This window comes from Pseudarthrobacter sp. BRE9, from assembly GCF_031844305.1.
Classification (GTDB): domain Bacteria; phylum Actinomycetota; class Actinomycetes; order Actinomycetales; family Micrococcaceae; genus Arthrobacter.
In genome coordinates this window covers 157,066-180,698 of the sequence record NZ_JAUZUY010000004.1, presented here as the reverse complement: position 1 = coordinate 180,698, position 23,633 = coordinate 157,066, and the positions used below count along the sequence as shown (strand labels likewise).

Sequence of the window (23,633 nt, the reverse complement as noted above, 5' to 3'; positions counted from 1 at the left end):
CCGCCTTGAGGGAGGGCTTTTTCAGTGGATCAGGGCCAGCAGGATGCCCACGCCCACAAACAGGACTCCGAACACCCTGCTCAGGACCGTTTGGCCCCGATCAGTGTTGGTGAACCGTTGGAACGACCTCGCGGCCGCAGCAAAGAAGAACCACATCACCAGGATGTCGATGACAACAATCGTGGCCGTCAGCACGGCGTACTGGTTGAACAGGGGTTGATCCGGCCGGATGAACTGGGGGGTGAAGGCGAGGAAGAACACGATCGCCTTCGGGTTCAGGAGGTTGACCCAGAACCCGCGCCGGAAGAGTGACCAGCCGGGTTCGTTGCGAAGGGTGGCGGCCTGTTCCTGGGCCACCGTGGGCTTGCTCAGGAACTGGCGGATGCCCAGGTACACCAGGTACGCCGCGCCGGCGTAGCGGATCACGTTGAAGGCGAGGGGTGAACTGGCCACCAGTACCCCAACGCCCAGGGCCACAATCAGCACGTGCACCACCAGGGCTGCCTGCTGGCCCAGGATTCCCCAGATGGACCGGCGGAAGCCCGCGTTCAGCGAATTGCTCATGGTGTTGATGGCCCCGGCACCCGGGGTGAAGCTGATCAGGGCGCCGGCGCCGGCCAGGGCCAGCCAGAGGGAGAATTGCACCACCCAAGTTTAGTGTCCCTGCCGGCAGAAGGTTGCAACTCCCATTGGGGGCTCTCAGGCCCTGGCGATGACCTCGCCGTTCGGGATCAGGAACCAGCCGTCGTCGGTGGAGCCCCAGCGGTGCCAGCCGGCAGAGATCCGGGCAAGGTCTGCCGGGTTGGCGAATCCGTACTCCAGCGCCTGCTCGGCGAAGGCCGAGTGCAGCACCCGCTCACCCCAGACACGCGCCTGCCAGCGGCGCTGCTGCGCCGTGGCGTAAAGCCAGTTGCTGCTGCTGGGGGCGACGTCCGTGAATCCCGCAGCCTGTGCCCAGCTGACCAGCCGCCGCCCGGCGTCGGGCTCTGCTCCGTTCCGGCGGGCAATCCGCTGGTACAGGTCCATCCACTCGTCCAGCTCGGGGATGGCTGGGTACCAGCTCATGCCGTGGAAGTCGGCGTCGCGCACTGCCACGATGCCGCCGGGCTTGGCGACCCGGCGCATCTCACGCAGGGCCTCGACGGGGTCGGTCAGGTGCTGGAGTACCTGGTGGGCGTGGACGACGTCGAATGTTTCGTCAGGGAAGTCGAGGTCGTAGATGTTGCCGGCCACGAATTCAACGTTGGGTACTTCCCGCTCGACGGCGAGGGCCTGCGCCTGGGCAATGATGTCCGGTGAGCGGTCCAGGCCGGTGACCTTCCCGGGGCTGACCAGGGCGGCGAAGTCGCAGGTGATGGTGCCAGGGCCGCAACCGACGTCGAGCAGCGACGAACCCGGCGTGACGTGCGGAAGGACGAACGCCGCTGAATTTTCGGCGGTCCTGGCGGCATGGGCGCGGACCACCGATTCGTGGTGGCCGTGCGTGTAAACGTCGTCTTCAGGCTGCTGCGCACTCATAACCAAACGCTACCCCCAATGCCGGCGTGCCTGCGGCTACCCGGACTCCGTCCTTGCCGCCACCGTGGCTTCCACCATCGCCGTCATGAACCGTGTGACGGTTTCCAGCTCCTCCTCCGAGAAGGCGGCCATGGCGCTGCCCATGTGTTGCGCCAGGGGAGCAAAGATCGCACCGCCTTCCTGGAACGCCTTGGGGGTCATCTTCAGCTGGACCTGGCGCCGGTCCGCACTGTTCCGTTCCCGCACGATGTGCCCCGACTTGTCCAGGCGGTCGATCAGGGCGGTGGTGGCCGGAGAGCTCAAGTTCAGTTCTTTGCGCAGGACCCCGGGCGTCACCACGCTGCCGGCGGAGGTGTGCCGCATGATGGCGGCCAGGGCATTCATGTCCGTGCGGTGCATGTCCTTCCGGCCGCCGGCAACATCCACGTAGCGGTTGGCCTCCATGGTGAATTCCTGCAGGAGGCGGAGCAGCGGCTGCGGCGGGCCGTCGGGAGGGCCGTCGAAGTGCGCCCGCGCCGAATCAGCCGAAGCTTTGCCTGCCATGCCCACCTCCCCGCATTCCTGGTTCCACGCCAACGTTTCTTTCCGGCCGTACTGACGGATATTACTGCAGTTCCCGCTTTCGTCTTCAGCTGCCGGAAAAAGCTTGGCAGGCACTTATGTCTACGATGGAGATAATCTATGATGGAACAAATTCTACTCCACCCCTGATTAATGGAAGGCGCCATGAACCGCACAAAAGTTGCCAAGGAGCGAGTCCCTTTCTGGCTGCGCTGGCTCGTCCCTGTCGTCTTGGTGCTGGCCTGGCTGGGACTTGCCGGGGTTGGCGGCCCCACGTTCGGCCGGTTGGAGGAGGTCTCCTCCAATGACCAGGCGTCGTTCCTGCCCGCCAACGCCGAGGCCACCGAGGCGCAGGACTGGCAGGCAAAGTTCCGTGACTCGGACGAGGTTCCGGGCATCATCGTCATCGAGAAGAACGAGGCGTTCACGCCCGTACAGCTGGGGGAGCTGGCCGCGCTCAAGTCCAGCCTTGAAGACCTCAAGCTGGGCAGCACGGTGATCGGCCCGATTCCCTCCAAGGACGCCAAGGCAGTCCAGTTCGTGGTCCCCGTCGGGTCCCCGGTGGAGATCAAGGACGCGGTCAAGGAGCTCCGCGGCACGGTGGCGGAGGCAGCGCCGGAGGGTGCCCGGACCTTCGTGACCGGTCCCGCCGGCCTTGCCGCGGACCTCACCGCAGCCTTCGGCGGCATCGACGGCATCCTCCTGCTGGTTGCCCTGTCCGCCGTGTTCGTGATCCTCCTCATCGTCTACCGGTCCCTGCTGCTGCCCGTCATGGTGCTGCTGACGTCCGTGTTTGCCCTGTGCGCAGCAATCCTGCTGGTGTTCGGCATGGCCAAGGCCGGCTGGATCCAGCTCAACGGCCAAAGCCAGGGCATCCTCTCCATCCTGGTGATCGGCGCGGCCACGGACTACGCCCTGCTGTTTGTGGCACGCTTCCGCGAAGCGCTCACCCACACCACCAACCGCACGGCCGCCGTCCTCACCGCATGGAAGGCATCCTTCGAGCCCATCCTGGCCTCCGGCGCCACCGTGATCATCGCGCTGCTCTGCCTGCTCTTCTCCGACCTGAACTCCAACAAGGCGCTGGGCCCCGTGGCTGCCGCAGGCATCCTGTGTGCCCTGTTCGCCGCGCTGACCCTGCTGCCCGCGCTGATGGCTCTGCTGGGCCGGGCCGCCTTCTGGCCGTTCCGGCCCAAACTCCTCCCGGCAGACCAGCGCGAACCCGAATTGGTCACGGGCCTGGAGGGCCAGAAGGGGCTGTGGCGTGCCACCGGTTCACTGGTGGCGCGCCGGCCCCGGACGGTGTGGGTGGCGTCAGTCCTCCTGCTGCTGGTTGCGGCCGGCGGCCTGTTCCAGCTGAAGGCCAACGGCGTGCCGCAGACCGATGTCATCCTCACCGCCTCCAACGCCGTTGACGGCCAGGACGCGCTGGCCCGCCACTTCAACGCAGGCAGCGGCAGCCCCGCCGTCGTGATTGCCGACCAGGGCAAGGCAGCTGAAGTGCTGGACCGCGTGAAAGCGGACGACGGCGTGGGCGAGGCTTACCTGCTGGGTGCGGGCAGTGTGCCCATCACCGGAGCCCCCGGGGCTCCCGGCGCCCCGGACGTCCGCGACGGAAAGGTGATCATCAACGCCACCCTCAACGACGCGGCAGACTCGCTGGAAGCGGAGGAAACGGTCAAGGCCCTGCGCACCGGCGTGAAGGCCGTCGACCCCGGCGCGCTGGTAGGCGGCGTCACCGCCACGGCATTGGACACCAACACCACAGCCCAGCACGACCTGGCGGTCATCATCCCCGTGGTCCTGGTGGTGATCCTCTTCATCCTGATGCTGCTGCTGCGCTCCATCGTGGCCCCGGTCCTGCTGGTCCTCTCCGTGGTGCTTTCCTATGCGGCGGCGCTCGGTGTTTCGGCATTCGCCTTCAACAACATCTTTGGCTTCCCCGGCGCCGATGCGACCGTTCCGCTGTTTGGCTTCGTGTTCCTGGTGGCCCTGGGCGTGGACTACAACATTTTCCTGATGAGCCGGGTCCGGGAAGAGTCACTGAAGCACGGAACCCGGGCCGGCATCCTCCGCGGCCTGGTGGTGACCGGCGGCGTCATCACCTCCGCGGGCGTGGTGCTCGCCGCCACGTTCGCTGCGCTGGGTGTCATCCCCATCATGTTCCTGGTGCAGCTGGCCTTCATTGTGGCGTTCGGCGTGCTGCTGGACACCGTCCTGGTGCGCTCGCTGCTGGTGCCGGCCCTGGCCTACGACATCGGACCGAGGATCTGGTGGCCGGGCAAGCTCGGACGCGCCGACGGCGGGACTTCACTGCGGCCGCGGGAGCCCGGCGTCGAACCCCTGGAAGAAGTTCCCAGCCGCTAAACCCCTGCTCCTGAACCACTAAGCCTGCTGCCGCCACCAGTCCACAGTGGCGGCAGCAGCCGTTTCCAGCGGAGTGGGTTTGACGTCCAGGGCAGCCTGCGACGCGGCCGAGTCCATGATGAACGGCCGCTCAAACTGGTACAGCATCTCCGCCAGCTCGCGGGCACCGCCTGAGACCAGGCCCGCCGCGCGCAGCGTCCAGCCGGGCAGGGCGCGCACTTTGGGGGCACGTTGTCCCGCCGCGGCGGCGAAAGCGTGGGCAAGGTCCGTCTGGGTGAGCGCCGGCCCCGTGGGCGCGTGCCAGACGGCATTCCAGGCGGACGGCCTGTCTGCCGCCGCGATCATCGCCCTGGCAAGATCCGGGACGTACGTGAACGAGTGCGGCTGCCGGGAGCTGCCCACCACGCTGACGTTCTTTCCCGCCAGGATCGGCACCACCATGCGTTCGCCTCCGTGCGCCATCCGGACGCGGGGGCCAAAGAAGTCGCCTGCCACCACGCTCACGGTTGGAGCCGCTGCGGCCTCGCGGGCCCGAAGCAGCCCCGTCCGCACCCCGCGCTTGCCGCCGGCAGCCTGGCGCGGGCTGCCCTCCGTCATCACGCTGTCTGGCTCGGAGTAGGAATAGAGGCTTTCGGGGAATACGACGACGGCGCCTGCTTCGTGCGCCGCGGCGAGGACTGACTGCTCGGCGGCGGGAAGTTCCGCCTGCCATGCCGGGGCCGTATACGCAGACCCGTGGATGCAGTGGAAGACAGCCTTCGCACCGGCAAGGGCAGTACGCAGAATGTCCGGATCCTTCGCGTCCCCGGCAATGCGCTCGACCAGCGGATGCCCGGGCCCGCTGCCCGAACGCGTGAGGATCCGCACCTGCCGCCCCCGGTCCGCCAACTGTTCGGCGACCGTCCACCCCACCGGTCCCGCTCCGGTTACTACATATACCTGCGCCATCGTGTCCTCCTCGTTCAGTTTCTGAGAGCAGTGCTCTCAGAAACAGCTTGGCGCGGCTTGCCCGCTAAGTCAAGAGCAGCGCTCTCTTTTGTTACCGCAGCTCTCGGTTGTGGCATGCTGGACCGGTGACTGAAGTTAAGGAAACAGCCGCTGGCGTCGACCGCCCCCTCACCCCCCGGCAGCGCGCAAGGACGCAAACCATCGCGGATATCGTCCGCCTGGGCCGGCAGCACCTGGCCACCCACGGTGCGGCCGCCCTCTCCCTGCGGGCGGTAGCCAGGGACCTGGGAGTGGTGTCCTCCGCCGTCTACCGGTATGTGGAGAGCCGCGACGAACTGCTGACCTTGTTGCTGATCGATGCCTTCGGCGAGCTTGGCGACGAGGTGGACACCGCCGTCGGGCAGGCGCCGGAAGGCGACCATCGTGCCCGCTTCCTGGCGCTGGGCAGGGCCGTCCGGGAATGGGCCCTGCGCGAGCCCGCCAGCTACGCACTCCTTTTCGGCAGCCCCGTTCCCGGCTACAACGCCCCGGCGGAGCGCACCACGGGCCCCGGCACAAGGGTCATCGTCAGCCTCGTCGGCATCCTTGACGCGGCTTCCCGGGCCGGTCAGTTGTCAGTTCCAGCCGATGGGTCCCACCAACTGCCGCCCACCCTGGCCGCCGACCTGGCTGCCATCCGTTCAGAGTTCGGTCTGGACCTCCCGGAGGAACTCGTGGCGCGGGGTGTCCTGGTGTGGAGTTCCCTCTTCGGTGCCGTCAGCTTTGAGGTGTTCAACCAGTACGGCCCGGACACCTTTCGTGTACCCGCTGAGCTCTTCGACCATCACCTGGCCGTCCTGGCGGGCATTGCCGGCCTGCGGGCACACGCCTCCCGATAAGCGGCGTCGAAGCCCTGTTGATGCGCCCGGGCCGTCGATAGACTGCCAGTGCGCCCGCATGGACGCGCAGCCTCGAAGGAGAGATGCACCATGACTGAGAACCCTGAAGTTGCAGGCGAGGAACCCCGCAAGGGCGGCAGCGCACCCGGACTGGAGGGGGAAGGCGGGCAGTACGTGGACGGGGACTACGGCGACGCCGGCACCATCAACGAGCCCGAGCGGGACCTTGCCGAGGGCGAGTACGAGGAAGGCGACTACGGCGACGCCGGCAGTGCGGGCGGCCGCACCGAGGAAGCCATCCGCGAGGGGCTCACGGACCGCCAGGTCCAGGCGACGCCGGAAGAGCGCGGCCCCCTTCATGGCGACCGGGACGCGGACCGGTAAGCAGCCCGGCGGTCCGTTCTCCAACAGCGAACCCGCTTATCGGCGTCGTAATTCTGCGTACGAAAGCCCGGAAATCCAAGGAATGCTGAGATAAGAACCTGACGTGACAGCCAAAGTTGAGCGGACTCCACTCAACTTTGGATTGACATCGGTGGCGCCCTGAGTAAAGTTGAGTGCAGAACGCTCAATGCTTAGGGCGCCAACCAGTTTCCAAGGAAAGAAGGAAGCAACACATGTCACGTGCAGTAGGTATCGACCTCGGAACCACCAACTCCGTCGTCTCCGTTCTCGAAGGTGGCGAGCCCACCGTTATTGCCAACGCCGAGGGTGGCCGCACCACGCCGTCGGTCGTTGCATTCTCCAAGTCCGGCGAGGTTCTGGTCGGCGAGATCGCCAAGCGCCAGGCCGTCAACAACATCGAGCGCACCATCGCGTCGGTCAAGCGCCACATGGGCACCGACTGGAAGGTGGACATCGATGGCAAGAAGTACACCCCGCAGGAAATCTCCGCGCGTATCCTCATGAAGCTGAAGAACGACGCCGAGTCCTACCTGGGTGAAAAGGTCACCGACGCCGTCATCACCGTCCCGGCCTACTTCAACGACGCCGAGCGCCAGGCCACCAAGGAAGCCGGCGAAATCGCAGGCCTGAACGTCCTGCGCATCGTCAACGAGCCCACCGCCGCAGCGCTCGCCTACGGCCTGGACAAGGGCAAGGAAGATGAACTCATCCTGGTCTTCGACCTCGGTGGCGGTACCTTCGACGTCTCGCTGCTGGAAGTCGGCAAGGACGAGGACAACTTCTCCACCATCCAGGTCCGCGCCACCGCCGGTGACAACCGCCTGGGCGGCGACGACTGGGACCAGCGCGTCGTTGACTACCTGCTGAACCAGCTCAAGGTCAAGGGCATCGACCTGTCCAAGGACAAGATCGCCCTGCAGCGCCTCCGCGAAGCAGCTGAGCAGGCCAAGAAGGAACTCTCCTCCTCCACCAGCACCAACGTCTCGCTCCAGTACCTCTCTGTCACCCCCGACGGCCCGGTCCACCTGGACGAGCAGCTGACCCGCGCCAAGTTCCAGGACCTCACCAAGGACCTGCTGGAGCGCACCAAGAAGCCGTTCCACGATGTGATCAAGGAAGCCGGCATCAAGCTTTCCGACATCAACCACATCGTCCTCGTCGGTGGCTCCACCCGTATGCCCGCTGTGTACGACCTGGTCAAGGAACTGGCCGGCGGCAAGGAGCCGAACAAGGGCGTGAACCCGGATGAGGTTGTGGCCGTTGGTGCAGCCCTGCAGGCCGGTGTGCTGAAGGGTGAGCGCAAGGACGTCCTCCTGATCGACGTCACCCCGCTGTCCCTCGGCATCGAAACCAAGGGTGGCGTGATGACGCACCTGATCGAGCGCAACACCGCCATCCCCACCAAGCGGTCCGAGACCTTCACCACCGCTGACGACAACCAGCCGTCCGTGGCCATCCAGGTCTTCCAGGGCGAACGCGAATTCACCCGCGACAACAAGCCGCTCGGCACGTTCGAGCTGACCGGCATCGCCCCGGCTCCGCGCGGCATCCCGCAGATCGAGGTCACCTTCGACATCGACGCCAACGGCATCGTCCACGTCTCCGCGAAGGACAAGGGCACCGGCAAGGAACAGTCCATGACCATCACCGGCGGCACCGCACTCTCCAAGGAAGACATCGACCGCATGGTCCGTGACGCCGAGGAGCACGCAGCCGAGGACAAGGCCCGCCGCGAGGCAACCGACACCCGCAACTCCGCCGAGCAGCTGGCCTACTCCGTGGACAAGCTGATCGCCGACAACGCCGACAAGCTGCCTGAAGAGGTCAAGACCGAGGTCCAGGCCGACGTCGACAACCTCAAGAAGGCCCTGGAAGGCACTGACGACGCCGCCGTGAAGTCCGCGTTCGAGAAGCTGCAGGCTTCCCAGACCAAGCTCGGCGAAGCCATCTACGCCCAGGCCGGTTCGCCGGACGGCGCAGGAGCTTCCGCAGGTGCTGAGGGCGCCGGTGCCGCCGGAGCTTCGGCAGGTTCCTCCGACGAAGACATCGTCGACGCCGAGATCATCGACGAAGACGAAGCGAAGAAGTAACCATGCCGCACCACGGTAACGAGGAAGAGCACAACACATCCGCAAGCCAGCAGAACACGCAGGGCAACGGCCAGGAGCCGGTCATCCGGGACAACCGCAAGGTTGACCCGGTGACCGGGCAGGCCCGGCACCCCGAGGGCGGCCAGTCCGCTCCCGGAGCCGGCTCCCAGGCCGGGGCGGCGGATTCCGACGGCGACGCGCTGGCCCAGGCCGAGGAGATTCTCAACGGCGTGGAGGTGCCGGCCGAGGAATCCGTGGCCCAGGGTGCGCCCGGAGGGTCCGCCGGCAACGCCGAGGCAGCCGAACTGCGCAACGACCTGCTCCGCCTCCAGGCTGAGTACGTCAACTACCGCAAGCGGGTTGAACGGGACCGCGCCGTGGCAGGGGAAATGGCCGTCATCGGCGTCCTGAACTCCCTGCTCCCGGTCCTGGACGACGTCGACGCCGCCCGGCAGCACGGCGACCTCACCGACGGTCCCTTCGCCGCGATCGCCACCAAACTGGAGAACGCGCTGAAGACCTACGGCCTGGTCCGCATCGACGAGACCGGCGTGGAGTTCGATCCCACGATCCACGAGGCACTGATCCAGCAGCCCGGCGAGGACATCGAAGTTGACACCGTCAGCCAGGTCCTCCGCTCCGGCTACAAGTCAGGCGACCGCGTCCTCCGCGCGGCCCAGGTCATCGTCGCAGTCCCCGCGTAGTTGGGGTACTTCCGGCGCTACGCCGGATAGGGGGCGGTGCCCGCTGCGCGGTGCCCTCCACACCGCCGCCCCCTATCCGGCCTCCGCGCCGGCGGGTTGTCTCGCCTAAGGTGAGGTAACCACAGAGCCCGCAGCGGTACAGGGGCCCGGGAGTGGCATCGGGCCTACCGGAGCTGGGTGGCGAAGGATCGCAGATCCTTAGCCACCCAGCGTAGGGGCGGGGGCCCCTGTACCGCGGAGGGCTGATACTTAGAGAGACTTTGAAAGGAAACGCCATTGGCTAGCCAGGATTGGGTGGACAAGGACTTTTACAAGATCCTTGGTGTTGCCAAGGACGCTTCCGACGCCGACATCAAGAAGGCCTACCGGAAGCTTGCGCGGCAGCACCACCCTGACACCAACTCGGGGAACACTGCTTCCGAGAAGAAGTTCAAGGACATCTCCGAGGCTTATTCGGTGCTCTCGGATCCCGACGAGCGCCAGCAGTACGACGCCATCCGGGCCATGGGCGGCGGAGCCCGCTTCGCTCCCGGCGGCGGGGGAGCCACGAACGGCGGGTTCGAGGACCTGTTCGGCGGCCTTTTCACCGGCAACACCGGCAGGCATGCGGGCGGCTTCAACCCGTCCGCCGGCGGTATTCCACCCGAGTTCGCCGATCTGTTCGGCGGCGGATTTGGCCAGACGGGCTTCCAGCGCACCCCGCAGAAGGGCGCCGACCGGACCGCCTCCACCAGCATTTCCTTTGCCGGCTCGATCCGCGGCACCACCATCGGACTGCGCGAACCCAGCGGTGAAGTCATCGACGTCCGGGTTCCGGCCGGCATCAAGGACGGCCAGAAGGTCCGCGTGCGGGGCAAGGGCCAGCCGGGTGCTGCCGGCAACGGTGACCTGGTGGTCTCCGTCTCGGTCCAGCCGCACCAGTTCTACACGCGCGACGGCGACAATCTCCGGATCCACGTCCCCGTCACCTTCCCGGAGGCTGCTTTGGGCGCGGACATCGAGGTTCCCACCATCGACGGCGACAAGGTAAAGGTCCGTGTTCCGGCGGGCACCCCGTCAGGCCGTACCCTGCGGGTCAAAGGCAAAGGCGTGAAGACGTCCAAGGGCACCGGCGACCTGCTGGTGACCATCGACGTCGCGGTTCCCAAGAATCTCAACAAGGATGCCGAAGCTGCGGTCAAGGCGTTCGCCGAGGCCACGTCTTCGGCGGATGTTCGCGAGGGCCTGGCAGCCAAGGCCCGGCTCTAGGACCGGAGGTGAGCCGTGGACATCAGTGCTGACCAGCCGATCTTCGTGATTTCCGTGGCGGCCGAGCTGGCGGACATGCACCCCCAGACCCTGCGGCAATACGACAGGCTGGGCATCGTTTCACCCAGCCGTGCCCCCGGAAAGTCCCGGCGCTACTCGCAGCGTGACGTGAACATGCTCCGTGAGGTGCAGCGGCTGTCCCAGGAAGGCGTATCGCTGGAGGGGATCAAGCGCATCCTGGAACTTGAAAACCAGGTGGCAGCCCTCCAAAACCGGATCGTTGAACTTACCGAGGAACTTGGGCGGCGGCCGCGTTCTGTCGATTCGCGTATCTTTGCGGCTGGCGCGGCGGGTGACGTGGTCAGCCTGGCCCGCGGCCAGCGCCCCCGGCCCCGCTCCCAGGCGGTCATGCTGTGGCGGCCCCGCGCAATCGGACAATAAGGCAATCGGAAAATAAGTAGTGCTTCCCGGCGCCCGTCCAAATACGAGTACCCGCTACTCGTGACGGAAAAGCCCCCTGGAACTTGAATGGAACCATCGCCGGATCAGCGGCGATGGTTCCGCAAGTTCTGGGGGTTTTCCGTGTTTAAAGTTCTCAGCAAAGCCTTTTCGACCAAGGCCCGGCCATGAGCCCGGGAATGGAATCCGTGGCCGCATTCAGCAGCTCCATGCCGGGCCAGATCCTGCTGGCCATCGGGCAGACCATCGTGGTGGTCTGCGTCTGCTTCGACATGGTCCGCGAGTTGTCCGTCCCGCGGTCCCATCGGCGTTACGTGGCCAGCACCGTCTTCCGTACCCTGGCCATCCCGTCGATCGCGGCCAACGCCATGACCGTCTTCATCGCCCTGGTGCTGTCCTCCTGGGTGGACGTGGTGATGGGCATGTTCGTCCTGGTGGCCATCGTTTTCCGGTTCCACCACAACCAGGACGAGGACAACTGGTGGAAGGGGAAGGGCAAGAAGCTCGCCCGGTGGGCCCGCCGGCAGTTCGCCGGCAGGACGTCCACCGCCCCGGCCTTGGGGTAGCGCCGGAAAGCCTCGGGAGCCCGGCGCTGCCGGCCTGCGCGCCGGTTGATCCACACGGTGCCGGCCTGGAGCCGTGCCGTGACGTCCCGGGCCTCGGCCAGGTTGGGGGATCAGACCGAGGCGCCCAGCACGTTGTTCTCGTCCAGTCCTTTGCCCATGGGCATCTGCCGAGCGACCGCCACGAGCTCCACCCCAGTCTTGATGATGGCCTGCCGCGCTCTTGTGTTTGTGCGCAAAGTGCTTGTACTCAGCGAACGCAAAAGGCGTCACGCCAGGCATGCTTTCGCTGAACGTACGACGGCGGGACCCCGGGTTTCCCAAGGTCCCGCCGCCGAAGGTGGGCCGAAAGCGTGCCCTGCGTGACACCGTCGTACGTGTCACGCCAGTCGCCTGGACCCGCAGTCCGGTTGGATCAGTAGCTGGCAGGGGTGCCGCCGTCGGCCTGCGGAATGTACTTCGCGGCGAGGGCCTCGGAGCCTCTCGCCAGCAGGGAGACGTCGGCGCCCACCAGGATGAATTTGGCTCCAAGGTCGAGGTAATGCTGGGCCGTGTCGGGGGTGAAGGCGTTCACGCCGGCGGGCTTCCCGGCCGCTGTGGCAGCTGCCAGGCAGTGTTCGACGGCGGCGCGCACCTCGGCGTGTTCCTGCTGTCCGAGCAGGCCCATGGACGCCGCGAGGTCGGACGGGCCGACGAAGATGGCGTCCACGCCGTCAACTTTCAGGATGTCTTCCACTGCCTCGACGGCCGCCGTCGACTCGATCTGGACGGTGACGCTGATGGTCTCGCCGGCCCGGGCCAGGTAGTCCGGCACCCGGTTCCAGCGGGCAGCGCGGGCCAACGCAGAGCCGACGCCTCGGACGCCGTGGGGTGGGTAGCGGGTGGCCGCCACTGCCGCTTCTGCCTCGGCCACGGAGTTGACCATGGGGATCAGCAGGTTCTGCACTCCGAGGTCCAGGTACTGCTTGATCAGTACGGTGTCGTTGACCGGCGGCCGGACCATGGTGTGCACCGGGTAGCCGTGGATGGCCTGGAGCTGGGCCAGGATGGATTCGAGCCCGTTGGGGCTGTGCTCGGCGTCCACCAGGAGCCAGTCCAGTCCGGACCCGGCGCACAGCTCGGCGATCAGGGGGCTGCCGGAGCAGACCCACATCCCGGCCAGCGGCCGGTCCGCTGCTGCCAGGGCGGAGCGGAAGGTGTCTTCTACTCGAAACGGCATGTCACGCTCCCGAGGGGTCCGTAGTCGGCGTGGACGGTGTCGCCCTTGTAGACCCACATGGGGCGGGTGAAGGATCCGGCCAGGATGATGTCCCCGGCCTTGAGCGCGTCGCCGTGGGCGGCGATCTTGTTGGCCAGCCAGTGCACGCCGTTGGCGGGGTGGTCCAGCACGCCCGCCGCGACGCCGGTTTCCTCCACGGTCTGGTTCTTGTACAGGATGGCGGAGACCCAGCGCAGGTCCACGGCGTCCGGCTTGACCGGGTTGCCGCCGATCACCATGGCGCCCATTGCCGCGTTGTCCGAGATGGTATCCACGATGGTCCGGCCCTCCATCTCGATCCGGGAGTCCAGGATCTCGAGGGCCGGAACCACGTAGTCGGTGGCCTTCAGGACATCGAAGATGGTGACGCCGGGGCCCTTGAGCCCGTCCTTCATGACGAAAGCGAGTTCCACCTCCACCCGCGGATGCGTATACCGCTCCCACTCCACCGAGCAGCCGGTTTCGAGGACCATGTCATCGAAGATGGCGCCGTAGTCAGGTTCAGTAATGCCCGTGGCAGCCTGCATTGCCTTGGACGTGAGGCCGATTTTCCGGCCCACCAGGGTCCGGCCGGCGTCCTCGTTCCGGCGCCGCCACAACTGCTGCACCGCGTAGGAATCCTCCACGGTCATGTCCGGGTAGCGGGCGGTCAGGCGGGGGACAGGGGTGCGGGTGCGGCCGGCTTCCACCAGCTCGTCCGCGATGGCCTCGATTGTCTTTGGCTCCAGCATGTCCTAGACCTGCGCTCCCAGCTTGAAGCCTTCAGCCCCGGCTGCTTCGCTGGGCCGGGTGTAGGAGAAGCCGTCGGCGCCGACGGTGACGGCCATTTCGGACTTTTCCTCGCGCTCGATGACCGGCTGGGGGTTGCCGTCCAGGTCCAGGACCAGGGAGGCTTCGGTGTACCAGGAGGGGACCACGGGGTTGCCCCACCAGTCGCGGCGCTGGTTGTCGTGGACGTCCCAGGTGATGGTGGGGTTGTCCGGGTCGCCGGTGTAGTAGTCCTGGGTGTAGATCTCGATGCGGTGGCCGTCGGGGTCCAGGATGTAGAGGTAGAACGCGTTGGACACACCGTGCCGGCCGGGGCCGCGTTCGATCCGGTCGCTGATGCGCAGGGCGCCCATTTTGTCGCAGATCTGGATGATGTTGTGCTTCTCGTGGGTGGCGAACGCGACGTGGTGCATCCGCGGTCCGTTACCGCCGGTCAGGGCGGTGTCGTGGACGGTCTGCTTGCGGTGCATCCAGGCGGCGTAGGTGACGCCATCGGCGTCCTTGATGTCCTCCGAGACGCGGAAGCCGAGGTCTTCGAGGTAGGCGCGGCCGCGGGGGACGTCGGGGGTGACCTGGTTGAAGTGGTCCAGGCGGACCAGTTCGCCGGCGGAGTAGAGGTCGTAGCGCTGGGTGAGGCGTTCCACGTGCTCCACGTCGTAGAAGAACTCGTAGGGGAAGCCCAGCGGGTCCTCGACGCGGACGGAGTCGCCCACCCCCTTGGTGAAGCCTTCCTTGCGGCGCTCAACCCGGCAGCCGAGCTCGCGGTAGTAAGCCTCGGCGGCGTCCACTTCGGCGGGGGACTTCACGCGGTAGGCGAAGGCGGCGACGGCGGCGATGGGTCCCTTGCGGAGCACCAGGTTGTGGTGGATGAACTCCTCCAGCGAACGCAGGTAGATGGCGTTCTCGTCTTCCTCGGTGACGTGCAGGCCCAGGACGTCGACGTAGAACTCGCGGGATTTGGCGAGGTCGGTGACCACGATGTCCATGTAGGCGCAACGGACGATGTCCGGTGCCGGGACGGAAGGGGTGGGAACGAAATTGGTCATGATGGTCTCTCTTCTTTGAAAGGTCTGGGAAAGTACGACGGCGGCAGGCCGGGCGGGTGCCGGAGCCTAGCCTTCGTTGGCGGCGGAGGCTTCGATGCTCCCGAACTTCGGCGTGTGGACGGAGCCGAGGGTGATGTGGACGGCCTGCTGGTCCGTGTAGAAGTCGATGGAGCGATAGCCGCCCTCGTGGCCCAGGCCTGAGGCTTTGACGCCGCCGAACGGGGTGCGGAGGTCGCGGACGTTGTGGCTGTTCAGCCAAACCATGCCGGCTTCGACGTTCTGGGAGAAGTTGTGGGCGCGGGTGAGGTTCTGGGTCCAGATGTAGGCGGCGAGGCCGTACCTGGTGTTGTTCGCCAAGGCCAGCGCCTCGTCGTCGTTCTCGAACGGGGTGATCGCGACGACGGGGCCGAAGATTTCCTCCTGGAAGATCCGGGCATCGGGGGCGACGTCGGCGAACACGGTGGGGGCGATGTAGTTGCCTTCGGGGAGGTGCTCGGGGCGGCCGCCGCCGGCCAGGAGCCGGCCTTCGGACTTGCCGAGCTCCACGTAGGAAGCGACCTTGTCGTAGTGCTCAGGGTGGACCAGGGCACCCACCTCGGTCTTGGGATCGTGCGGGTCACCCACCACGATGTTCCTGGCACGGGCGGCGTACTTCTCACAGAACTCGTCGTAGATCGCTCGTTCCACGAGGATGCGGGAGCCCGCGGTGCAGCGCTCGCCGTTGAGTGAGAAAACCCCGAACAGTGCCGAGTCGATTGCGGCGTCCAGGTCGGCGTCGGCGAACACGACGCACGGGGATTTACCGCCGAGCTCCATGGACAGGCCCTTGAGGTTGGCCGCCGCGTTCCGGAAGATCGTCTGTCCCGTGGTGGTTTCGCCGGTGAAGGAGATCAGCGGGACGTCCGGGTGCTTGACCAGCGCATCACCGGCTTCCTCGCCCAAACCGTTGACCAGGTTGAACACGCCGTCTGGCAGGCCGGCGTCCTTGAAGATGGTGGCCCACAGGGAGGCGGAGAGCGGCGTGAACTCGGCGGGTTTGAGGACCACGGTGTTGCCGGTGGCCAGGGCCGGTGCGAGCTTCCAGGACTCCAGCATGAACGGGGTGTTCCACGGCGTGATCAGGCCCGCGACGCCGATCGGCTTGCGGTTGACGTAGTTGATCTGGGAGCCGGGGACCTTCATGGCGTCGTCGAACTGGGCCACGATCAGGTCCGCGAAGAACCGGAAGTTCTCAGCGGCGCGGAGGGCCTGGCCCTTGGCCTGGGTGATCGGCAGGCCGGTATCGAACGTTTCGAGTTCGGCGAGCCGGGCTTCCTGGGCTTCGACGGCGTCGGCGATTTTGTTCAGGACGCGGGCGCGTTCGCGGGGCTTCATCCTGGGCCACGGGCCGTTCACGAATGCTTCGCGGGCGGCGGCCACGGCGAGGTCGATGTCCTCTTTCTGCCCGGCTGCGGCGGTGGCGTAGTTCCGGTTGGAGACCGGGTCCAGGACATCGAAGGTCTTGCCGCCCACGGAGTCGACGAACTGGCCGTTAATGAAGTGTTGGATATGGGCGGGCAGGTCGTCCGGAACGTAGTGCTTGGTGGTTTCTACCGAGGTCGTCATCGTTGAAGTCCTAACTGGTTCTGTGCGTACAAGTGGGCTATAGGTCTAGTTGGTGTGGGCGAGGTAAGCGTCCAGCGTTGCGGTGCGGTGCCGGCGGGCAGCTTTCTCGATATCGTCTGCATCCGCCCCGGTCTCGATGAGGTGCAGCAGGTTTTCGTGTTCCTCCACCGAGTCGCGGGCCCGGCCGGGGACGAAGCGGAAGGTGGAGGACCGGAGCGCTGCGAGCCGGTTCCAGCCGCGGTGGACCAGGTCCAGGATGTGGGGGTTGGGGCAGTGCTCGAAGAGGACGCTGTGGAAGTCCTGGTTGAGCTGGGTGAAGCGCACCGGATCGAAGTGCTCCAGGCAATCGCGCATCTCCTGGTTCACGGCGCGCGCCCGCGCAACGGCCGCAGCATCGATCAGGGGAGCGGAAAGGGCAGTCGCCGCACCTTCCACGATGCTGAGGGTCTGCATGGTGTAGAGGTATTCGGTGGGGTCGATGCCTGCGACGGTGGCGCCGACGTTGCGTTCGAACGTCACCAGGCCTTCGGCCTCCAGCCGTCGGATGGCTTCCCGGACCGGAACCACACTGAATCCCAGGTCCTTGGCGATGGCGCCCAGGACCAGCCGGTAACCGGGAGTGTAAGTGCCCTCCACGATCCGCGCCTTGACGGCCTGGTAGGCCTGCTGGGACTTGCTGCCGGGTGTGGCTGCGAGGCCGGTAACGGCTGTTTCAGTCATCGGTGTTGCCTGCCCATTCCTTGTAGCGGGCCTGCCACTCGGCGTTCATCGGGTAGAGGCCGTCCACGCTGTTTCCCTGCTTCACCATCTCGAAGATGAAGGTTTCTTCTTTTTCCTGCTGGATGCAGTCCGCCACGAGTTCTTCGGCGATGGCCGGCGGGATCACCAGGATGCCGTCGGAGTCGGCCACGATGATGTCGCCGGGCTGGACGGTGGCACCGCCGCAGGCGATGGTGATGTCCGTGTCCCAGGGGATGTGGCGGCGGCCCAGCACGGCGGGGTGGGGGTTGGCGAAGTAGGTGGGCATCTCGAGCCCGGCAACGGCAGTGTAGTCGCGGACGCCGCCGTCGGTGATGATGGCTGCGGCGCCGCGGACCTGGGCGCGCAGGGCCAGGATGTCACCCACGGTCCCGGTTCCTTTTTCGCCGCGGGCTTCCATGACCAGGATTTCGCCCTCGTTGACGGAGTCGATGGCGCGCTTTTGGGCGTTGAAGCCGCCGCCGTGGGTCTTGAAAAGGTCTTCGCGGTTGGGCACGTAGCGCAGGGTCCGGGCCAATCCCACCACGCGGCGGTCCGGGCGCGTGGCCTGCAGCCCGTCAATGCTGACGTTGTTAAGGCCGCGCTTGCGCAGCTGCGATGACAGGGTGGCCGTGGCGACGCTCTCCAGCTTCGCTTTCAGCTCAGGGGAAAGGGCGGGGACGACGGCGGCCACCGACTCAGGTGCCAGCCCGGCGGCCTCGCGGGAACCAAAGGCTTCCTCCCGCTGTAGGTCATCCACCTTGGGCTGGGCACCAAACCCGGCGAACGCCGTCGTGCCTTGCTCAATGGTGGTGACCAGACGCCCGGTGGTGAGGCTGCCGTCCAGGGTGCCGACCTCGACTTCCAGGACGTCGCCGGGCTTTGCCACCGACGCGCCGGCTGGGGTGCCGGTGAGGATGATGTCCCCCTCCTCGAGGGTGAGTAGCTGGGACAGGTCCGCCACCAGCCGCGCGAACGGGAAGAGCAGGCCTTCCGTGGTGTCGTCCTGCACGAGGTCGCCGTTGTGCCAGGTGCGGATCCGGAGCTGCGAAGGGTCGACGGCGTCTGCCGGAATCAGTGCCGGGCCCACGGGGGTGAAACCATCCCCGCCCTTGGACCGGAGGTTCGAGCCCTTGTCCGCGTAGCGGAGGTCGTACACGCCAAGGTCGTTGCTGGCCGTGACGGCGGCAACGTGGCTCCAGGCGTCCTCGATTCCCACGCGGCGGGCGGCCTTGCCGATGACCAGTGCGATTTCACCTTCGTAGCCGAGCAGTTCGCAGCCGGCCGGGCGTTCCACGGGGCTTCCGCTAAGCGCAAGTGAGCTGGAAGGCTTGAGGAAGTAGGACGGCTGGGCCGGAGTGCGGCCGCGCTGGGCGGCACGGCTGGGGTAGTTGATGTGCACTGCGACCACCTTGCGTGCTGCTGCCAGGGTGTCCCCGTTGACCTGCTCCAAAGCGTCTCCTCATCAAGTACGAAATCGTATACGATCACTATCCCCAGATTTGCCGCTCCCGTCAACACCCGGTTTTCCGTCGGTTTCCAGTCACAACTTAGGCCACTTGTCGCCCGCGTCACATCCGGCGTACAGTGGAAATCAAGTTTTGAGTTTTCAATTATCGAATCAGTTGTTCTGATATAGAACATGGTGAGCCATCCACAAAGAAGTGAGGAAAGCCCGTGCAGTTCCACCACCACGGATATGTATCCGGTGACCCGCGCGTCCAGCCGGCGGCCGGCGTCGGCCTGAACCGCCCCGAGGAGCTTCCGGAGGAAGTGGACGTTCTCATCGTCGGCACCGGTCCGGCGGGAATGCTCGCCGCCGCCCAGCTGTCCATGTTCCCGAATGTCACCACCCGGATCATTGACCGCCGGCCCGGCCGCCTCACCATCGGGCAGGCTGACGGGATCCAGGCGCGCAGCGTCGAAACCTTCCAGGCCTTCGGGTTCGCAGAGCGGATCATCGCCGAGGCCTACCGCATCACCGAGATGGCGTTCTGGAAGCCGGACCCCGCAAACCACGCCAACATTGCCCGCGCCGCCCGCGCCGTGGATGACGAGACGGGGATCAGCGAGTTCCCGCACCTGATCGTCAACCAGGCGCGCGTGCTGGATTACTTTGCCGAGTTCGCCGCTAACTCGCCAACCCGGCTGAAGCCCGACTACGGCTATGACTTCCAGGGCCTCACCGTCGCCACAGAGGGCGACTACCCCGTTACCGTGACGCTGCTCGACACCGCCGGACCCAACGAGGGCCAGGAGCGGATTGTCCGCGCGAAGTATGTGGTGGGGGCCGACGGCGCGCGGAGCAAGGTGCGCACGGCGATCGGCTGCACGCTGGCGGGGGACCAGGCCAATCACGCCTGGGGCGTCATGGACGTCCTGGCCGTCACCGACTTCCCCGACATCCGCACCAAGTGCGCCATCCAGGCCGAAAAGGGCAGCATCCTGCTGATTCCCCGCGAAGGCGGCCACTTGTTCCGCATGTACGTGGACCTGGGCGAGGTGGATCCTGCCACGCACCACGCCGTGCGGAACACCAGCATCGAGCAGATCATCACCAAGGCCAACGAAATCCTGCACCCCTACACCCTGGATGTCCGCAACGTGGCGTGGAACAGCGTGTACGAGGTGGGGCACCGGCTCACTGATCGGTTCGACGACGTCCTGCCGGAGGAGCGCGGCACGCGGACCCCGCGGGTGTTCATCGCTGGCGACGCCTGCCACACCCACAGTGCCAAGGCCGGCCAGGGCATGAATGTCTCCATGCAGGACGGCTTCAATATCGCCTGGAAGCTGGGGCATGTGCTGGAGGGCCGGAGCCCGGAGAGCCTGCTGTCCACCTACTCAGAGGAGCGGCAGGTGGTGGCCAAGAACCTGATCGACTTCGACAAGGAGTGGTCCACCATGATGGCGAAGAAGCCTGAGGAGTTCGAGCACCCGTCCGACCTCGAGGACTTCTACGTCCGCACCGCCGAGTTCCCAGCAGGTTTCATGACCCAGTACGCGCCGTCCCTGATTATCGGATCGGCGGATCACCAGGGCGTTGCCAGCGGCTTCCCCGTGGGCAAACGCTTCAAGTCGGCACCCGTGGTGCGCGTGGGGGACACCAACCCCATCCACCTGGGCCACCACGCCACAGCTGACGGCCGCTGGCGGATCTACGTCTTCGCCGATGCCGCCCTGCCCGGCACAGATTCCACCACGGACAAGCTCGCCGAGTGGTTCGCCCGGTCACCCGAATCTCCGCTTGCCGCCACCCCTGCCGGCGCCGACCTGGATGCGTGGTTCGACCTGAAGGTCATCTACCAGCAGCCGCACACCGCCGTCGACATCGGTGCCGTCCCTGCCGTGTTCAAGCCGCAGGTGGGCCCGTTCAAGCTCACGGACTACGAGAAGGTGTACGCAACGGATCCTGCCGCGGACATCTTCGACCTGCGCGGCATCGACCGTGCGGGCGCCGTGGTGGTGGTCCGGCCGGACCAGTACGTGGCCAACGTCCTGCCGCTGACCGGAACCGCGGAGCTCGCCGCGTTCTTCGGGCCGCTGCTCAAGCCGCTTACCAAGGCGGCGCCCGTGCAGCCGCGTCAGGCGGTGGCTGCCTCCCGGTAGTCGGCCGTTCTGTAATCGGCCGCGGGGTACACGCCGAGGATCCGCACCTCGGTGGTGAAGAAGTCCAGTTCCTCGAGCGCCAGCTTCAGCGGCAGGTCCTCGGGGTGGCCTTCGACGTCGGCCATGAACATGGTGGCGGCGAACTCGTTGCCCACCATGTAGCTTTCCAGCCGGGTCATGTTCACCCCGTTGGTGGCGAAGCCGCCCAGTGCCTTGTACAGAGCGGACGGGACGTTCCGGACACGGAACACAAAGCTGGTGACTGCCGGGCCGGGAAGTTCATCCCGAGCCGGCAGTGCCGTTTCGCGGGCCAGGACCACAAAGCGGGTGGTGTTGGAGGGGTCGTCCTCAACCCTTGAGGCCAGGACGTCGAGGCCATAGATCTGCGCGGCCAGCGGGGGAGCCAGGGAGAGCTTGCGGGGGTCATTCCACTCGGCCACTTCCCGCGCGGAGCCGGCTGTGTCACCGGCGATGACGGGCTTCAGGCCGTGCTCGCGGATCAGCTTGCGGCACTGGCCCAGGGCGTGGATGTGGCTGTGCACCTCGGTGGCGCCCTCGATAGTGCTCCCCGGGATGCCGAGCAGGTCGAAATGGATGGGCAGGAAGTACTCGCCCACGATCTGCAGGTTGGACTGGGGCAGCAGGATGTGGATGTCCGCCACCCGGCCGGCGATTGAGTTCTCGATGGGGATCATGCCGAGATCCGCTTCGCCGCTGGCCACGAGTTCGAAGGCGTCCTCGAAGCTGGCGCACGGGACGCTTTCCATGTCCGGGAACATCTGCTGACACGCGATATTGGAGTTGGCGCCGGGCTCACCCTGGTACGCAATCTTGGAGGCCATGATCCGTATGGTTTCACGCTTGCGGGCCCGTTGGGAAAACGGTCCCGCGATGCTACGCGGGGGTGACGCGCAGCCAGAGGTACTGCCGGGGGAGGAGGGTGACGCCGTCGTCCAGCTGCAGGGTGGCTTCGGAGAGAAGGTCGACGGCGGCGGCAGTGAAGCCACCAAAGGTTTCCGCGGGCAGGGCCTGGGTTGAGTCGCCGAAGTTGGCGAGCACAAGGACAGTGCTTTCACTCGAGTCGCCCGGGCGCTGGTAGGCGAGCACCGAGCGGTTGTTGGTGCGGAAACCGACCAGCGTGGTCCCGGCAAATTCCGGGGTTCCGGCGCGGACCTCGATCATCCGCTTCAGGCCGGCGTAGACCGCGCCTTCCGGGGTGGTGGGATCGTCGCGGCGGGCGTACTGTTCGGCGGGGAAGTGCGGCCGGTGCACCCAGCGGCTGTCCTCCTCGTGGCCCGGCTCGGACGCGTAGGAGTAGTCGTTGACCTGGCCCACTTCGTCGCCCAGGTACAGCAGCGGGATGCCGCCGGTGCTGAACGGCACCGAATGGGCCAGGAGGATCCGTTCCACCGCCTCAGCCGGCTCGACCTCCATGCCGCACAGGGACGCCGTCGTGCCTGAAATCCGGCAGTCACCCGTCTTGGGGTTGTCCTGGAAGGGGACACCGCGGGCGAAGCTGCCCGGGAACCGGTTGACGTAGAAGGAGTTCAGGAAGCGGCGGTGGTCGAAGCCGTTGATGCCGAGTTCGGCGGCGTCTTCATCGGCGAAGGTCCAGCCGATGTCGTCATGGCTGCGGACATAGTTCACCCAGGCCGTGCCGTCGGGGATGTTGTGCCGGCGCTCCAGGGCCTGGGCAAGGAGGGATACGTCCCGGGTGGCCAGGGATTCCCAGATCAGGGCCATCTGCAGGGGGTTGTAGGACAGCTGGCATTCGGCGGGGTCGATGTACAGCGCCACCTCGTCCGGGTGCACGATGGCCTCGGACTTGAACAGCAGCGATGGTGCCGCCAGCCGGCAGACGGTGTTGAAGGCCCGGAGCAGCGTGTGCGCCTGGGGGAGGTTCTCGCAGGGCGTGCCCAGCTGCTTCCAGATGAAGGCCACCGCATCCATGCGGAGGATGTCCACGCCCTGATTGGCCAGGAACAGCATCTCGGCCGCCATAGCCCGGAAAACCTCGGGATTCGAGTAGTTCAGGTCCCACTGGTAGGTGTGGAAGGTGGCCCACACCCAGCGGCCGTCCGCCATCTGGATGAAGGACCCAGAGTGGTTCTCCGGGAAAATTTCGCGGACGTTCGCCTCGAAGGCGTCCGGCATGGTGCGGTCCGGGAAGATCCAGAAGTAATCGCTGTACTCCGGGTCGCCCGCGGCTGCTTTGCGGGCCCACTCGTGCTCGTCCGAGGTGTGGTTGAAGATGAAGTCCACCACCAGGCTGATCCCGTTGGCCTTCAGTTCCGCGGCGAGATCCCGGAGCTGCTCCATGGTGCCCAGTTTCGGGTTGACCTGGCGGTAGCTGGAGACGGCGTAGCCCCCGTCCGAGTGGGGTTCGGGCGCCAGAAACAGCGGCATCAAGTGCAGGTAGGTGAGGCCCAGTTCCTTGAAGTAGGGAATGCGGCTGCGCACTCCTTCCAGGCTTTCGGCGTAGCGGTCCACGTAGCAGACGCCGCCCAGCATGCCGTTGGACTGGAACCAGTCCGGCGTCTCCTCGCGCTCGGCGTCCATCGACGTCAGCTCCGCGGAGCGCTCCTGCCACGACCGGGCGCACTGGACCACCAGGGCGGACAGCTGCTCCAGCCAGTCCTGCCGGGCGCCGTAGAGCGAGTGGAACAGGCTGCGGAGTGTGGGGAAATGCTCATCAAGCCGCCGGTCAAAGTCCGGATCCGGGCCCAGGGTGAGCTCCCGTTCCCGGGCTACTGCGGAAAGTACCTGCCGTCGTGCTTCCTGGTCCTCGTTGACGGTTTCCTGCATTTTGACCGGCCCTTTCCCCACTTCCGCCGGCCTTCCCGGCCGCGCGCCCCTAGGGAAGTATTC

At 66.3% G+C, this 23,633-nt stretch carries 22 protein-coding genes; 9 read left to right on the top strand and 13 right to left on the bottom strand.

The features are described 5' to 3' along the window. Positions 1–21: 21 nt before the first annotated feature. The 3 genes from Q9R31_RS10605 to Q9R31_RS10595 are packed head-to-tail and all read right to left on the bottom strand — an operon-like array spanning position 22 to position 2,061. Positions 22–645, bottom strand: coding sequence for a LysE family transporter (locus tag Q9R31_RS10605; protein WP_311262690.1), 624 nt, complete (start codon positions 643–645; stop codon positions 22–24). A gap of 54 nt (positions 646–699) precedes the next feature. Then, positions 700–1,518: a methyltransferase domain-containing protein gene (locus Q9R31_RS10600; RefSeq protein WP_311262689.1), complete on the bottom strand. Its 819-nt coding sequence runs from the start codon at positions 1,516–1,518 to the stop codon at positions 700–702. A gap of 36 nt (positions 1,519–1,554) precedes the next feature. After that, positions 1,555–2,061 (bottom strand): MarR family transcriptional regulator, encoded by a 507-nt coding sequence (locus Q9R31_RS10595; RefSeq protein WP_311262688.1) that lies wholly within the window; start codon positions 2,059–2,061, stop codon positions 1,555–1,557. 183 nt (positions 2,062–2,244) lie between these two features. On the opposite strand from Q9R31_RS10595, the gene Q9R31_RS10590 reads away from it, so the two are divergent. Beyond that, a complete protein-coding gene (locus tag Q9R31_RS10590) occupies positions 2,245–4,446 on the top strand; it encodes an MMPL family transporter (RefSeq protein ID WP_311262687.1) in 2,202 nt (733 codons plus the stop codon). Between the two features lie 18 nt (positions 4,447–4,464). On the opposite strand, the gene Q9R31_RS10585 is transcribed toward Q9R31_RS10590, so the two are convergent. After that, entirely contained in the window at positions 4,465–5,394 is a 930-nt protein-coding gene (locus Q9R31_RS10585) for an NAD-dependent epimerase/dehydratase family protein (RefSeq protein WP_311262686.1), read from the bottom strand. Positions 5,395–5,519: 125 nt separating this feature from the next. On the opposite strand from Q9R31_RS10585, the gene Q9R31_RS10580 reads away from it, so the two are divergent. From Q9R31_RS10580 to Q9R31_RS10550, 7 genes are all read left to right on the top strand, one after another. Then, entirely contained in the window at positions 5,520–6,272 is a 753-nt protein-coding gene (locus Q9R31_RS10580; RefSeq protein WP_311262685.1) for a WHG domain-containing protein, read from the top strand. A 90-nt stretch (positions 6,273–6,362) separates the two neighbouring features. Next, positions 6,363–6,656 carry a hypothetical protein gene (locus tag Q9R31_RS10575; protein WP_311262684.1) on the top strand — a complete coding sequence of 98 codons (294 nt, stop codon included), beginning with the start codon at positions 6,363–6,365 and terminating at the stop codon, positions 6,654–6,656. Positions 6,657–6,889: 233 nt separating this feature from the next. Further along, a complete protein-coding gene (gene dnaK / locus Q9R31_RS10570; protein ID WP_311262683.1) occupies positions 6,890–8,767 on the top strand; it encodes a molecular chaperone DnaK in 1,878 nt (625 codons plus the stop codon). Positions 8,768–8,769: 2 nt separating this feature from the next. Then, positions 8,770–9,471 (top strand): nucleotide exchange factor GrpE, encoded by a 702-nt coding sequence (locus Q9R31_RS10565; RefSeq protein ID WP_311262682.1) that lies wholly within the window; start codon positions 8,770–8,772, stop codon positions 9,469–9,471. A 276-nt stretch (positions 9,472–9,747) separates the two neighbouring features. Further along, positions 9,748–10,719: a DnaJ C-terminal domain-containing protein gene (locus Q9R31_RS10560; protein WP_311262681.1), complete on the top strand. Its 972-nt coding sequence runs from the start codon at positions 9,748–9,750 to the stop codon at positions 10,717–10,719. 15 nt (positions 10,720–10,734) lie between these two features. Then, positions 10,735–11,160: a heat shock protein transcriptional repressor HspR gene (locus tag Q9R31_RS10555; protein ID WP_311262680.1), complete on the top strand. Its 426-nt coding sequence runs from the start codon at positions 10,735–10,737 to the stop codon at positions 11,158–11,160. A 197-nt stretch (positions 11,161–11,357) separates the two neighbouring features. Further along, a complete protein-coding gene (locus Q9R31_RS10550) occupies positions 11,358–11,744 on the top strand; it encodes a hypothetical protein (RefSeq protein ID WP_311262792.1) in 387 nt (128 codons plus the stop codon). Positions 11,745–11,854: 110 nt separating this feature from the next. Here Q9R31_RS10550 and Q9R31_RS10545 read toward each other — a convergent pair whose 3' ends face one another. The 7 genes from Q9R31_RS10545 to Q9R31_RS10515 form a co-directional block, all read right to left on the bottom strand. Beyond that, positions 11,855–11,980 carry a hypothetical protein gene (locus tag Q9R31_RS10545; protein ID WP_311262679.1) on the bottom strand — a complete coding sequence of 42 codons (126 nt, stop codon included), beginning with the start codon at positions 11,978–11,980 and terminating at the stop codon, positions 11,855–11,857. Positions 11,981–12,156: 176 nt separating this feature from the next. Continuing rightward, entirely contained in the window at positions 12,157–12,960 is an 804-nt protein-coding gene (locus Q9R31_RS10540) for an HpcH/HpaI aldolase/citrate lyase family protein (protein WP_311262678.1), read from the bottom strand. Next, complete coding sequence (gene hpaH / locus Q9R31_RS10535) at positions 12,945–13,730, bottom strand: 2-oxo-hept-4-ene-1,7-dioate hydratase (RefSeq protein ID WP_311262677.1); 786 nt, start codon at positions 13,728–13,730, stop codon at positions 12,945–12,947. The genes Q9R31_RS10540 and hpaH overlap by 16 nt, the downstream gene beginning before the upstream one ends. Before the next feature lie 3 nt (positions 13,731–13,733). Further along, on the bottom strand, positions 13,734–14,813 hold the full coding sequence (gene hpaD / locus Q9R31_RS10530; protein ID WP_311262676.1) for a 3,4-dihydroxyphenylacetate 2,3-dioxygenase: 1,080 nt from the start codon (positions 14,811–14,813) through the stop codon (positions 13,734–13,736). Between the two features lie 66 nt (positions 14,814–14,879). Next, positions 14,880–16,418, bottom strand: coding sequence for a 5-carboxymethyl-2-hydroxymuconate semialdehyde dehydrogenase (gene hpaE, locus Q9R31_RS10525; protein WP_311262675.1), 1,539 nt, complete (start codon positions 16,416–16,418; stop codon positions 14,880–14,882). 45 nt (positions 16,419–16,463) lie between these two features. Further along, positions 16,464–17,138, bottom strand: a complete 675-nt coding sequence (locus Q9R31_RS10520) for a GntR family transcriptional regulator (protein ID WP_311262674.1) — start codon at positions 17,136–17,138, stop codon at positions 16,464–16,466. After that, positions 17,131–18,609, bottom strand: a complete 1,479-nt coding sequence (locus tag Q9R31_RS10515) for a fumarylacetoacetate hydrolase family protein (protein ID WP_311262673.1) — start codon at positions 18,607–18,609, stop codon at positions 17,131–17,133. Before Q9R31_RS10515 ends, Q9R31_RS10520 begins: the two co-directional genes overlap by 8 nt. Before the next feature lie 224 nt (positions 18,610–18,833). Here Q9R31_RS10515 and Q9R31_RS10510 point away from each other — a divergent pair, with 224 nt between their 5' ends. Continuing rightward, a complete protein-coding gene (locus Q9R31_RS10510; RefSeq protein WP_311262672.1) occupies positions 18,834–20,765 on the top strand; it encodes an FAD-binding monooxygenase in 1,932 nt (643 codons plus the stop codon). On the opposite strand, the gene Q9R31_RS10505 is transcribed toward Q9R31_RS10510, so the two are convergent. Further along, positions 20,741–21,607, bottom strand: a complete 867-nt coding sequence (locus Q9R31_RS10505) for a prephenate dehydratase (RefSeq protein ID WP_311262671.1) — start codon at positions 21,605–21,607, stop codon at positions 20,741–20,743. The two genes, Q9R31_RS10510 and Q9R31_RS10505, sit on opposite strands and share 25 nt — an antisense overlap. Before the next feature lie 52 nt (positions 21,608–21,659). Beyond that, complete coding sequence (locus Q9R31_RS10500; RefSeq protein ID WP_311262670.1) at positions 21,660–23,570, bottom strand: amylosucrase; 1,911 nt, start codon at positions 23,568–23,570, stop codon at positions 21,660–21,662. Positions 23,571–23,633 lie beyond the last annotated feature (63 nt).